The 12,792-nt window shown below is 65.1% G+C and carries 12 protein-coding genes; 4 read left to right on the top strand and 8 right to left on the bottom strand.

Annotated elements, in window-relative coordinates; genetic code table 11:
• Positions 1 to 3 precede the first annotated feature (3 nt).
• Positions 4 to 804: an LmeA family phospholipid-binding protein gene (locus tag ACX1NL_RS01135; protein ID WP_458898409.1), complete on the top strand. Its 801-nt coding sequence runs from the start codon at positions 4 to 6 to the stop codon at positions 802 to 804.
• Between the two features lie 18 nt (positions 805 to 822).
• Here the strand turns inward: ACX1NL_RS01135 and ACX1NL_RS01130 are convergent, their stop codons facing one another.
• The 7 genes from ACX1NL_RS01130 to ACX1NL_RS01100 all read right to left on the bottom strand — a co-directional run bounded on the left by ACX1NL_RS01130 (position 823) and on the right by ACX1NL_RS01100 (position 7,153).
• Positions 823 to 1,098: a DUF2516 family protein gene (locus ACX1NL_RS01130; protein WP_458898878.1), complete on the bottom strand. Its 276-nt coding sequence runs from the start codon at positions 1,096 to 1,098 to the stop codon at positions 823 to 825.
• A 44-nt stretch (positions 1,099 to 1,142) separates the two neighbouring features.
• Positions 1,143 to 1,688 carry a CGLAU_01105 family protein gene (locus ACX1NL_RS01125; RefSeq protein WP_458898408.1) on the bottom strand — a complete coding sequence of 182 codons (546 nt, stop codon included), beginning with the start codon at positions 1,686 to 1,688 and terminating at the stop codon, positions 1,143 to 1,145.
• A gap of 14 nt (positions 1,689 to 1,702) precedes the next feature.
• Positions 1,703 to 2,986 (bottom strand): DUF445 domain-containing protein, encoded by a 1,284-nt coding sequence (locus ACX1NL_RS01120; RefSeq protein ID WP_458898407.1) that lies wholly within the window; start codon positions 2,984 to 2,986, stop codon positions 1,703 to 1,705.
• An 88-nt stretch (positions 2,987 to 3,074) separates the two neighbouring features.
• The gene (locus tag ACX1NL_RS01115; RefSeq protein ID WP_181889686.1) at positions 3,075 to 3,443 is read right to left on the bottom strand and encodes a hypothetical protein; all 369 of its coding nucleotides are present in this window, start codon (positions 3,441 to 3,443) and stop codon (positions 3,075 to 3,077) included.
• An 87-nt stretch (positions 3,444 to 3,530) separates the two neighbouring features.
• Complete coding sequence (locus tag ACX1NL_RS01110) at positions 3,531 to 4,280, bottom strand: succinate dehydrogenase/fumarate reductase iron-sulfur subunit (RefSeq protein WP_181889685.1); 750 nt, start codon at positions 4,278 to 4,280, stop codon at positions 3,531 to 3,533.
• Positions 4,280 to 6,358: a fumarate reductase/succinate dehydrogenase flavoprotein subunit gene (locus ACX1NL_RS01105; RefSeq protein WP_458898406.1), complete on the bottom strand. Its 2,079-nt coding sequence runs from the start codon at positions 6,356 to 6,358 to the stop codon at positions 4,280 to 4,282. Before ACX1NL_RS01105 ends, ACX1NL_RS01110 begins: the two co-directional genes overlap by 1 nt.
• A gap of 21 nt (positions 6,359 to 6,379) precedes the next feature.
• On the bottom strand, positions 6,380 to 7,153 hold the full coding sequence (locus tag ACX1NL_RS01100) for a succinate dehydrogenase cytochrome b subunit (protein WP_458898405.1): 774 nt from the start codon (positions 7,151 to 7,153) through the stop codon (positions 6,380 to 6,382).
• A gap of 265 nt (positions 7,154 to 7,418) precedes the next feature.
• Between ACX1NL_RS01100 and ACX1NL_RS01095 the strand changes: the two genes are divergently transcribed.
• On the top strand, positions 7,419 to 7,883 hold the full coding sequence (locus ACX1NL_RS01095) for an SRPBCC family protein (protein ID WP_239307427.1): 465 nt from the start codon (positions 7,419 to 7,421) through the stop codon (positions 7,881 to 7,883).
• A 539-nt stretch (positions 7,884 to 8,422) separates the two neighbouring features.
• On the opposite strand, the gene lpdA is transcribed toward ACX1NL_RS01095, so the two are convergent.
• Positions 8,423 to 9,835 (bottom strand): dihydrolipoyl dehydrogenase, encoded by a 1,413-nt coding sequence (gene lpdA, locus ACX1NL_RS01090; protein ID WP_458898404.1) that lies wholly within the window; start codon positions 9,833 to 9,835, stop codon positions 8,423 to 8,425.
• Positions 9,836 to 9,915: 80 nt separating this feature from the next.
• Here lpdA and ACX1NL_RS01085 point away from each other — a divergent pair, with 80 nt between their 5' ends.
• Positions 9,916 to 11,340 carry an alpha/beta hydrolase gene (locus tag ACX1NL_RS01085; protein ID WP_458898403.1) on the top strand — a complete coding sequence of 475 codons (1,425 nt, stop codon included), beginning with the start codon at positions 9,916 to 9,918 and terminating at the stop codon, positions 11,338 to 11,340.
• A gap of 333 nt (positions 11,341 to 11,673) precedes the next feature.
• Positions 11,674 to 12,792 (top strand): alpha/beta hydrolase, encoded by a 1,119-nt coding sequence (locus ACX1NL_RS01080; RefSeq protein WP_458898402.1) that lies wholly within the window; start codon positions 11,674 to 11,676, stop codon positions 12,790 to 12,792.

The raw sequence follows: 12,792 nt of genomic DNA, 5'->3' as shown, positions 1-12,792 counted from the left end.
CGCATGAAAACTGCGTGGAAAGTTGTCCTATCGATCATCGTGGCGGTGCTGCTGCTGTTCATCGTGGCGGAGGCAGGCATCCGGGCGTTCGTCGCCCACCAAGTCACCTCCCAGGCCCCGGAGGGCACGTCGGTGTCCTTCGGCGCGAGCCCCGTGACCATCGGCCTGCTCGGCGGCAAGTTCCCCCACATGACCGTGGACCAGCAGTCCGACCTCCAGATCAACGGCGACCAGATCACCGGCAACCCGGCGTCCGTGGTGGACATGGACAACGTGCGCCTCAACAACGGCGAGCCCGTGGCTGAGTCCGTGCGCCTGACCACGGAGCTGCCCAACGACTTCGTGCGCGCCATGCTGAACCAGCAGATCCAGGATCAGATCGGCGACAACTTCCTCGCCAACGTGATCACCGTTTCCGACGTGGTGTCCAACGAGGACGCCGGCACGTTCTCCATCGTGTTCACCTCAGGCGCGGCGGGGATTGAGCTGCAGCCGGAGATGCAGGACGGCCAGCTGACGTTCCAGGCCCGCAGTACTGAGCTGTTCGGCTTCGCGCTGCCTGACGACGTCGCCGACGCCATCAGCTCCGCCATGTCCCAGGGTGTCGCGCAAGAGGCCACCGGTGGGATGAGCGTGGAGGACTTCACGGTCATCCCCGGTGGCCTTCGGGTCACGGTTTCGGGCGAGAACGTCAATTTCAAGGAGCTGCAGGACATGCAGCAGTCCCAGCAGCTGCCAGGCCAGCCAGGCCAGCCGGGGCAGGCGCCCCAGCAGCCCCAGCAGCCCGAGTCCCAGCCGGCGTAGCCGCCGCTGCGGCGCGCTTTACCAGCCGTAGTCGCCGTTGAGGATCCGCTGGATCTGCGGGCGCACGTCGAAGAAATAGATGCCGATGGCCACTGCGCCGAACCACGCGATGAACGGGAAGCGCATCAGGCACGCCAGCGCCGCCAGCGCCAGGATGCCCACCCAGGCGCCCTTGGACTGGCGGTTCGCCGCCTCGAAGGCATCGGCGCGCGTAGTGGCCGCCATGACAGCGCCGACGACACCGGCTACGCCCACCACCAGCATCAGCACCATCCCCACGCGGGACGGCAACATCATGATCTGGTGAATTTGGCTGACAGCGGCGGTATCCATGGCGTTTACTTCTTCAGGTCCTCGACGTTGACGGTGGTGTCGTTCTTGGTGTTGTCCACAACTTCGCCGTCGATGATATCGCCGCCGGTCTTCTCGCCAGCGAACTGGTCCTGGATGCGCTGCACCAGGCCCTCGAAGCGGGCGCGCAAGTCGTCCACGGTGCCCTCGATGCCCTCGGTCTGGGTGCCGTCGAGGCGCTCGTTGAACGCGGCGCGCGCGTCGTCGATAGTGCTGCGCAGCTTCGCCTTCACGTCGTCGGTGAACTGCAGGTCGCGCTCGCGCAGGCTGTTGAAGAGCTTCTCCGCCTCGTCCGTGAAGTTGGTGGCGGCGCCGCGCACCTCGCCCTCGGTGTTCGCGTTGCTCAGGTTCTGGCGTGCGTCCTCCGTGGCGGTCTTAAAGCGGTCCGACAGCTCGCCGGTAGCCTTCGTCAGCGCCGCGCCGATAGCGGAGCCGGCGGACAGCAGCGCGTCGCCAGCCTCGCGGAGGTTGTTGCGCACCTCGTCGCCGGAGTTGTTCTCGGTGTTGTTGTTCAGGTTGGTGTTGTCGGTCATCGTTCGCTCCTTCGCTAGTAGAAGATCAGTTGCGAACCAGTGTAAATAGCTAGCCCGGCCAGTGCACCGACGATCGTGCCGTTGAGGCGGATGAACTGCAGGTCTTTACCCACCATGAGCTCGATTTTCTCCGCCGCTTCCTCGCCGTCCCACCGCTCGATGGTCTCGGCGATGATGCCCACGATCTGGTCGGCGCCGTTGTCCGCGGCGAAGTGCGTGGCCTTCTCCAGGGCCCGCTCTGCGTCGGCGCGCACCGCAGGGTCGTCGACAAGCTTTCGCCCCCACTCGCGCGCCGAAGCAGCAGCTTTACGACGAAGCCCGCTTCGCCCATCCGACGCCTGCGCCACAATCGACGCCGAGATTTGCTCCCAGATGCTGCCCGCCGCGGACGTGACCGCGCCGGAGCCCATGATGTCGGCTTTGAGCGCCTCCACCCGCGAGATCATCTCCCCGTCGAACTGGAGGTCCTGGGCGAACTTGTTGATCTGGCGGCGGATCGCACGGCGCGCCTCGTGGTGCGGGTTGGTGTCCACGTCCTCCATGAACGCGACCATCTCGTCGTAGACGCGCTGGCCCACCAGCTCCTTGGCGAACCGCGGGGCCCAGCGCGGCATCCGCTCGTCGATCATGGTGACCACGGTCTCTTCCATGCCGTCGACCTTGCGGCGCCCCCAGGCGACAATGTCATCGACGACCGGATCCACCTTGCCGTCCGCGATCAGCCCCTCCAGGGTGCGGCCCAACGGCGGGCCCCAGATCGGCTCGGCCAAGCGGTCGATGAGGTGGGCGTTGATGAACGCCTCCGCCTCCTTCGGATCGATGCCCTCGACCATGCGGACGGTGAACTTGCCGACCTCCTCGCTGACACGCTCCGCGTTCTCCGGCTTGGCAAGCCAGCGCCCCACCCGCTCCGGGATGCCGGCAGCCATGACCTTGTCGGTGATCGTGCGGGCGTTAAGGAAGTTCTCGGACACAAAGTCGCTGAGCACCCCGGCGACCTGGTCCTTCTTCCGCGGGATGATCGCGGTGTGCGGGATAGGGATGCCCATCGGGTACTTGAACAGCGCGGTGACGGCGAACCAGTCCGCCAAACCGCCGACCATGCCCGCCTCCGCGGCGGCGCGGACGTAGCCGATCCAGGCCGCGCCGTTGCCCTGGGACTGCGCCCACGAGCACGACAGGAACACCACCGCCATCAGGCCCAGAAGACTGGTCACCGCGATCTTGTGTTGGCGCAGCACGCGGCGGCGCTCATCCTCGTTTGTGGGGGTGGGCATCATGGAAAGCTGCTCGCTCATGCCCATGATTAAAGCAGGCACACCGACACGGGCACGAAAAATGCCCCCTCCGCAGGTGGAGAGGGCATTTGCGGGAAGCGCTGCGCGGCTAGTTCACGCGGCCGGTGCGCTTGCGGTAGGCCTTGTAGTCCTTGCGGCCCACGACGATCAGGATGGCGCCGAGGATGGCGGTGACCACTGCCTCGACGATGCCGAGGATCAGCAGGCGCTGGGCCAGGTCGTGGGTCTGGGAGCCGAAACCGTAGACCATCGCGCCGGCGCCCCACACGGCCAGACCGATGCCGAAGAGGGTGGACAGGATCAGGCCCATTGCAACCCAGGTGGAGTTCCGGGTCAGGGAAGAGTGCGGAGCACTCAGCGACACCGGGTCGTAGCCGTCGATGTAGGTGTCATCGATGCGGCCGACGTACTCCGGGTAGGACTCGTTGCGGATATCTGCAACTGCGGTGGAACCCATTGTTCTTGTTTCCTTCTTCAGCTTCGGTGTGACTTCAGCGTGAGCTGCTGCGATGGTTCGAGTATACGACAGGACGCGTGGTCGTCCCTAGTCGTCGCCGCCCTTGAAGGCGGCGCGGGCGCGCTCGGCGTTGATTGCGCCGACCGCATCCAGCGGGATACCAGCCGGGCACACGTCGGCGCACTCGCCGTACAGCGAGCAGTGGCCGAAGTTGGTCTCCAGCTCGTCGACCATCTTGCGGGCGCGGCGGGAACGCTCCTGCTTACCCAGCGGCAGCAGCTTCAGGTGCTTCAGCTTCGCGCCGGTGAACAGGTGCGCAGCGCCGTTCGGGCACGCAGCCACGCACGCGCCGCAGCCGATGCAGGCCGCGTAGTCGAGCGCGGTCTCCGCGTCGTGGTGGTTGACCAGCAGGGTGTCAGCGTCCGGTGCAGTGCCGGCGTTGACGGAGACGTAGCCGCCCTGCTCCATCACGCGGTCCAGCGCGGAGCGGTCCACGGCGAGGTCCTTGATCACCGGGAACGCGCCGGAGCGGAACGGCTCGATCTTCAGGGTGTCGCCGTCCTTGTAGTTGAACAGGCGCTGCAGGCAGGCAGTGGTGTTCTGGCCTGCGCCGTGCGGGCGACCGTTGACCAGCAGGCCGCAGGTGCCGCAGATGCCCTCGCGGCAGTCGGAGGCGAAGACGAACGGCTCCTTGCCCTGCTCGACGTAGGTCTCGTTCACGTGGTCGAGCAGCTCCAGGATGGACATCTGCTCCACAGCGTCATCGACCTGAACGGTCTCGAAGCTGCCCTCGGTGTCAGGACCAGCCTGGCGCCAGATTTCAAGTGTCAGTTTCATTACTTGTAGTTCCTTGCCATCAGCGGGATCGAATCAAAGTGCAGGGGTTCTGCGTGGCGGATGAACTGGCCTTCTCCGGCCGGCTCCCAGGCCGACACGAAGCACCAGTTGTCGTCGTCACGCTCTGCCTCGCCGTCATCGGTGAGGTGGTCCATACGGTAGTGCGCACCGCAGGACTCGTCGCGGTCCAGGGCGTCGATGCACATGAGCTCGCCGAGGTTGATGTAGTCGACGAGGCGCAGTGCAGCCTCCAGCGTCTGGTTCATGTCGTTCGGGGAACCCGGGATGGAGATGTTGGTCCAGAAGTCCTCGCGCAGGGCGCGGATCTTGCGGATGCCCTCCTCCAGGCCCTCCACGGTGCGGGACACGCCGCAGTGCTCGTAGAGGATGTCGCCGAGCTGCTCGTGGAAGTGCTCCGGGCCGTGCGGCTCCGGACCGCGGATGGACATGATGCGCTCGATGCGCTCGGTGACGTCGGCCACCACGTCCTGGGCCTCGCGGGAATCCTCGGCCAGCTTCTCCTCGCCGAGGTGGTCGGCCAGGTAGTTCGGCACCGTGAACGGCAGGGTGAACCAGCCGTCCACAGAAGCGGAAAGCAGCGAGTTCGCGCCCAGACGGTTCGCGCCGTGGTAGGTCCAGGAGCACTCACCGGCGGCGAACAGGCCGTCGATGGAGGTCATCTCGTTGAAGTCCGTCCACAGGCCGCCCATGGTGAAGTGGACGGTCGGGGCGATACGCATCGGAGCCTTGTACGGGTCCTCGCCAGTGGAGTCCTCGTACATCTCGAACAGGTTGGAGTAGCGCTCGCGGATGGTGTCCTCGCCGAGGCGCTCGATGGCGTCGGCGAAGTCCAGGTACGCGGAGTTGTGCAGCGGGCCCACGCCGTAACCGGCGTTGAGCTGCTGCGAGATGGCGCGCGAAGCCACGTCGCGAGGCACGAGGTTGCCGAAGGCCGGGTAGCGGCGCTCCAGGAAGTAGTCGCGCTCCTCCTCCGGGATGGTGTTCGGGTCGCGGTCGTCGCCCTTTTCCTTCGGGGTCCAGATGCGGCCGTCGTTACGCAGGGACTCCGACATCAGCGTCGTCTTCGCCTGCCACTTCGCGTTGACCGGCAGGCCGGTCGGGTGGAACTGCACGAAGCACGGGGACGCGAGGTACGCGCCGCGCTCGTACGCGCGCATCATGGCGGAAGAGTTGGAGTTCTTCGCCAGCGTGGTCTTGTGGTACACGTTGCCGTAACCGCCGGTGGCGAGGATGACAGCGTGGCCGGTGAACGGCGCAATCTCACCGTTGATCAGGTTGCGGGTGACAATGCCCGCGCAGTGCTTCTTGCCGTCCTTCTCGGTGATGATCAGGTCCATCAGGTCGTGGTGGGTGAAGATCTCCACGTTGCCCAGGTGGATCTGACGCTGCAGCGAAGACGCGGTGGACAGCTGCAGCTGCTGGCCTGTTTGGCCGCGGGTGTAGTAGGTGCGGGAGACCTGCACGCCGCCGAAGGAGCGGGTAGCCAGGGTGCCGCCGTACTCGCGGGCGAACGGAGCGCCGATGGCGTTCATGTGGTCGATCACGCGGACGGACTCGACGGCCAGGCGCCAGCAGTCGGACTCACGGCAGCGGTAGTCGCCGCCCTTGACGGTGTCCTTGGTGTGGCGGTAGGCGCCGTCGTTGTCCACCTTCTTGCCGCGGGCGGAGTTCACGCCGCCCTGGGCCGCAATGGAGTGCGCACGGCGCGGGGCGTCGTGGTAGGTAAAGGCCTTGACGTTGTAGCCGAGCTCGCCCAGTGCCGCGGCCGCGGCGCCGCCGGAGAGGCCGGTGCCGACCACCAGGACGGTGAACTTGCGGCGGTTCAGCGGCGAGACCAGGTTCATGTGGTCCTTCTGGTGCTGCCACATGTCCTTCATGCGAACCTCGTCGCGGTTCGGCTCGTTGGACTCGAGGACGTTGCCCGGGGTCACGCCTGCAGCTGCAGACTCGGGCTGGCGGAAGCCGCCGGTGCTCTGCTGGCCCTGTGCCTCAGCGGAGGTCTGCTCCCCGCCGTTGGAACCCTGGGCCCCGGAAAGACCGGAAATAGAGGTAGTCATAGTTGTTCTCCTAAAAAGCCGTTACCTGGAAAAACCCGGGACCCAGCCGAACGCGATGGCGAGCGGCATGACAACGTTGCCTGCGACAACGATGAACGGGAGGATGTACGCGAGGATGACCATCAGGCCCTCGCCGCGCTTGCCCAGCCAACCGAGGTCGGACACCGCAAGGTAGATACCGTGCGTCAGGTGCAGCAGCAGCGCCAGGTTGGCAACCACGTACACCAGCGTGACCCACCAGCGGCCCGGGGCAAAGGTGGCGAGCAGGTTGTTGCGCACCGCACCCTGGACGAACTCGTCGGAGGCGACAGCCTGGCCGAGAGTCAGGTCCAGCAGGTGGAAGATGATGAACAGCAGCAGGATGATGCCGGTCCAGATCATCGACTTCGTGGCGGTGGACTGCCACCCGCCCATCAGGTTGGTGCGCTTGAAGCGGCCGCGGGACGCGTTGGAGCGGGCGCGCAGGGTGAATGCGCCCCACACGTGCAGCACCAGGCAGGCCAGCAGGATGATGCGGAGAATCCACAGGAAGCCCTCGCGTGGGAACAGCGGCTCGCCGATCGTGCGCAGGAACTCGCCGTAGTCGTCGATCGGCGCGGAGCCGTCGGCGTTCAGCGGCATGAAGATCTTCAGGTTGCCCACCATGTGGCCGAGGACGAACAGGCCGAAGATCAGGCCAGTGATCGCCATGGTCAGCTTGACGGCCCACGTGGGGTAGGACGGCCGCTCGCGCAGCGGCTTCTCAGTAATTTTTCCGTGACGAATGGCTTCACGGTCTGCGTTTTGTACAGTCATGGCACCTCCAGTGTCGCTAATACTCTAAGAGATAGCCCCCGCTCATACACACCGGATTGCCAGGTTGCCCGAGACACCCCCTAGCCTCAACCCCCACTTGAGCCCTTCATCCAGCGCACCACATTGAATGTGACCTTCGTCACCGCATTGCCGATCCACCTTAGACCCCACATTCTCCACCCCTTTAAGTGTCAATCATTGGTTGGTTAGTTCACCCTTACTTCCAGCGCGACCCTATGAGCCGAAAATCGGTACCCTGGCTGCCATGGCTATCGACAAGAACACTGAAAACAAAGCAACCCGCCAGATCGACGCTCCCGCAGCCGAGATCTTCGACATCCTCTCCAACCCCGAGCGCCACGCCGAGACGGACAACTCCGGCATGGTCGTCTCCGCGGACCAGGGCGAGCGCCTGAAGAACGTCGGCGACACCTTCACCATGAACATGACCAAGGAGGACGGCGACTACCAGACCGTCAACGAGGTCTTCGCCATCCAGGACGACCGCATCATCGGCTGGAAGAACGTGGAAAACACCACCGCCGAGGTGAAGGTCGGCGCGAAGTGGCTCTACGAGCTCGAGCCGATCGACGCGGACAACACCAACGTCACCCTCACCTACCAGCGCGATGAGCTGGAGGAGAACCTACTCGCCATGACCGAGAAGTTCGACGACGACTTCCTGGCCAAGTCCCTCGATTCCCTCGCAGAGGCAGTCGCAGGCGCATAAGCCTTCGCTTCTCGACGTCACCAAAGGCGGCCCGCCGGACCCAGCGCCCGGCCGGCCGCCTTTCCCATGCCCGCGACACCCCCACCCCGCCCGCTCGCCTGATCGCCCCGCCCGAGACTGCCCGCCCCCCGTCCGCCCCAGAACCCCGGCCTGATCTGCTAGTTGCCCGGAGAACGGCGGCGCGGGGAACTAGCACATCTACCGCTGAAGCCGCCCAGCCGCCTCGCTCTCGCCGCCGGGGTGTCGGAGCACCTCGCTCATCTATGGACTACTCGCCGCCATCGTTATCCACAGCCCAGGTCTTTTGGAACCTCTCCAGGCAAAAGACGATATCGGCATTTGCCGTTCCTGTCCGACCGCGACCTGGGGTTTTGCCGCCGCGTCGGACCTAAATGCCGATATCGTCCTTTGCATTCGCCCCCTGCTCCCGCCCCGCAGGTACCGTCGCACCTATGACCGCTGCTTCCACCATCGGCACGCAAAAAGGCGGGCCCTGCCAGAAAGCGGGGCCCGCCTTTGGTGCGTCGTAAAGCGAAGGCTTACAGGTTGATCATGTGGCCTTCGATGCCGTGCGCGATCTCCTTGATCACCTCCGGCAGAGTCGGGTGGATGTGGATGGAGCGCGCGATCTCGCCTGCGGTGAGGTCGAAGCGCTGCGCGAGGACGACCTCCGGTATGAGCTCGGAGACGTTTGCGCCGACGAGGTGGCAGCCCAAGATCTCGCCGAACTCGGCGTCCGCGACGAGCTTGCCAAAGCCAGCGGTCTCCGCCAAGCCCACTGCCTTGCCGTTTGCGGAGAACGGGAAGGTGGCAACCTTGATGTCGCGGTCCGGCCACTTCTCCTTGGCCTGCTCCTCGGTGTAGCCCATGGAGGCGACCTGCGGGTTACAGAAGGTGGCGCGCGGGGTCATCATGTAGTCCTCGATCTCGAGGGTCTCCGCGCCCGCGATGGTCTCGGCGGCGATGATGCCCTGCGCCTCAGCGACGTGGGCGAGCTGCAGCTTCGCGGTGACGTCGCCGATGGCGTAGATGTTGTCGACGTTGGTGCGCATGCGCTCGTCGATAGCAATCGCGCCACGCTCGGTGAGCTCGACGCCCGTGTTCTCCAGGCCGTAGCCCTCGGTGCGCGGGGCGAAGCCGACGGAGATCATCACGCGGTCCGCGGTGAGCGTCTCCACGTCGTCGGAGCCGTTCTTCTTCACGTCCACCTCGACGGAATCGCCGTTGTCGCGCACCTCGGTGGTGGCGTGGCCGGTCAGCAGCTTCACGCCGAGCTTCTTGTAGGCCTTCGCGATCTCCTTGGACACGTCCTTGTCCTCGTTGGGCAAGACGCGGTCCTGGTACTCGATGACGGTGACATCCACGCCGTAGTTGGACAGCACGTAGGCGAACTCCATGCCGATCGCGCCTGCACCGACGATGACCATCTTTTCCGGAGCCTCCGGGTTGAGGATCTGCTCCTCGTAGGAGACCACGTTCTCGGACAGCTCGATGCCCGGCAGGGTACGCACCACAGCGCCGGTGGCGATGATGCAGTCGTCGAAGGTGACGGTCATACCCTTGTCGTCGCCGTCGGTGATCTCGATGGTGTTCGCGTCCTTGAACGAGCCCAGGCCGTTGATCTCCTGGATCTTGTTCTTCTTCATCAGGTAGTGCACGCCGCCGACGATCTTCTCGGAGACCTTGCGGGAGCGCTTTTGGGCGTCGGTGTAGTCGAACTCCACGTCGCCCTTGATGCCGAAGGTTTTCGCATCGTGGTTGAAGATCTCAGCCACTTCAGCGTTCTTGATCAGGGCCTTGGAGGGGATGCAGCCCACGTTGAGGCAGACACCGCCCCAGTACTGCTTCTCAATAACAGCTACTTTTTTACCCAGCTGAGCTGCACGGATGGCGGCGACGTAGCCACCGGGGCCAGCGCCGAGGACAACAACGTCAAAATGTTCTTTACTCACGCTGCATATCGTACGTGCCCGTCTGGCAAAATGTTGCGAAGCATCTTGTTTGTTTTTTGAATGAAAGTGAGCGATTCACTGTGAAGTTCACTCGCACGGCGGTAGCCCTGGGCGCCGCCGCCCTTATCGCCGCAGGCTCCGTGCCCGCCGTCCAGCACTTCGCGGAGGGCGGCGCCGAGAAGCCGGTCACCACCCTGTCCCCGGCGGCGACGACGGTGCAGACCTCGCTTGAGACCCCGACTTCCAGCACCACCGCGAGCTCGACCACGAGCCCGACCACGACAACCAGCGCGACCACGAGTCCGGCCACGAGCACGCCGACGTCGCCCCAGGAGAAGCCGAAGGTTGTGGAGACGACGGTGGTGCCGGAGACGCCGTCGACAAGCTTGAGCTCGACCGCGGCCACCACCGCAGAGGCGGAGCCGACGGACGAGCACCCGAACATCAAGCCACTGGGTGAGGCCCCGAAGACCTACAACGGCAAGGACCAGAGGTGGGTGCGCATCCTCGCAGGCAGCCGCGGCACCTGGGACAACGAGGCGATCCGCGTGTACTCCGAGTCCATGGAGCGCGACATCCCGGTGGCGATCTTCTACGCCACCGACGAAAACGGCGAGCGCAAGGAGAACGCCCCGACCGTCTACCTGCTCAACGGCGCCGGCGGCTCCGAACAGGACACCGACTGGGTCGCGCAGGCCTACGACGAGCTGGAGAAGACGTACAAGGACTCCGGCGCGAACGTTGTCATCCCGATGGAAGGCGCATTCTCCTACTACGTGGACTGGGCGGCCGAGCCGCCGGTGGACACGGACACGAACCCCTTCTACCACGGCAAGCAGATGTGGTCGACCTTCCTGGCGGATGAACTGCCGCAGGCGGTTGAGCCGTACATGAACGCCGACCAGGAGCACCGCGCGGCTGCCGGCCTGTCCATGGCCGCGACCTCCGTGCTGCTTTTGGCGGAGCACAACCCGGGCTTCTACGACGCCATCGGTTCCTTCTCCGGTTGCGCGGCGACCTCGACGCCGCTTCCGTGGATGTACCAGGATCTGACCGTCAGCCGCGGCGCGCCGAATGTAATGGCACCGGAGTACATCTTCGGCGAGCGCGGCTCGGACTACAACCGCCACTACGACGCGCTGGTCAACGCCGCGGATCTGAAGGGCACCGCGGTATACCTGTCCACGGGCACGGGGCTGGCGGGCGAGAGCGACACGCCGGGCTACCTGAAGGACCGCTTGATCAATCAGTACGGCGTGGACCCGAATTCGGCGTCGACCCGCGCGCTGTCCAACGCGATGACGCTGCAGGTTGAGGGCGGTGTGATCGAGGCTGCGATGAACGCCTGCACCCACGACCTGATGGTGAAGATGCGCGCCAACGATGTGAAGGTCGCCCACGCTGAGCTGCGCAATGTGGGCACGCACAGCTGGGCGTCCTGGCGCGACGACGTCAAGCTTTCCTTTGACAAGGTGTTCAAGAATGCGCTCGGCCTGGAGCAGTAGGCACTTGCTTTTCGACGCCTAACGGCGCCTCCCCGCTTTCGAGCCGGGAGGCGCCGTTTTGGTTAGTGCGAGAAGGCGAGTTTTAGAACATGCCCATGCCGTAGGCGATGGTGGAGGACATGGAGGAGCCTGCGTGGACGAGCTCGCCGAGAATCTGGTTGATCTGCACCTGGAAGGTTTCGATGGGGTTCATGTTGGGGTCCTTTCGGGGTTTCAGGGCGGGGCGCAACACGCCACACGCGTAACGCTGGCCACTACAGTAACGAATGTCCCATAGAATGGCGCAATAATTGCCTGTCAGTTTAACCCCCTCCCCCAGGACTGGATACACAGATGAAGAAGATCAAGGCGGCGGCGCTTGCCGCCCTCACGGCAGTCTCCCTCGCATGCACCGGCGCTCCGGCGGTGTCCGCCCAGCCGGCCGGCCAGGAGGGCATTGTAAAGGCGTGGGACGCGCGAACGAACCCGCCGCTCATCACCCGCACCGGCAAGGCGCAGGAGTGGGTCAATCAGGTGGACCACAAAACGGTGCTGTCCTACAACGTGTATTCCCCCTCCATGCGCCGCGACATCCCGGTCGCGGTCGTCCCGGCCACCGACGCCGCAGGCAACCGCGTGCGCAACGCGCCGACGCTGTACCTGCTCAACGGCGCCGGCGGCGCGGAGCAGAACCAGGACTGGCTGAAGCTCTACCCGGTGAAGGACTACTTCGCCGGCAAGGGTGTGAACGTGGTGGTGCCGCAGGCCGGCGCGTTCTCCTACTACACGGACTGGGTGAAAGAGGACGTCTCCTCCGACTACGTCAACGGGCCGCAGAAGTGGGAGACGTTTTTGACCAAGGAGCTTCCCGGCCCCATCGAGCGCATGCTGGGCGCCAACGGCCGCCGCGCGGTGACCGGCGTGTCCATGTCCGCTACCTCCGCGCTGCTGTTCGCGCAGCATAACCCAGGGATGTACCAGGCCGTGGCGGCGTTTTCCGGCTGCGCAGCCACGTCGTCGCCGCACGGCTACAACTTCGCGCGCGTGACCGTCAATCGCGCGGGCAACCCGAACTTCCAGACGGTCACCCCGGAGATGATGTGGGGTCCGATGAACGGGCCGTACAACCGCTACAACGACGCGCTGTTGGGCGCGGAGAAGCTGCGCGGCACCCGCCTGTACGTCTCCTCCGGCACGGGCCTTGCGGGGCACCCGGACCAGGTCAGCTACCTGCTGGGCAAGGGCGCACCGATGCCGGCGGCGCAAGCCGGTGCAGCCGTGCTGCAGGTCGAAGGCGGCGTGATTGAGGCCGCGGTGAACAAGTGCACCCACGACCTGAAGGCCAAGCTGGACGGCCTGGGCATCCCGGCGCACTTCGAGCTGCGCAACGTGGGCACCCACTCCTGGCCGTACTGGACTGAGGACATGGACCGCGCCTGGAACACCACCATCAAGCCAGCCCTGGGGGTCTAG

It is taken from the genome of Corynebacterium sp. CQ3829_602738, assembly GCF_054478435.1.
This window is presented reverse-complemented; position numbering and strand designations above follow the sequence as displayed.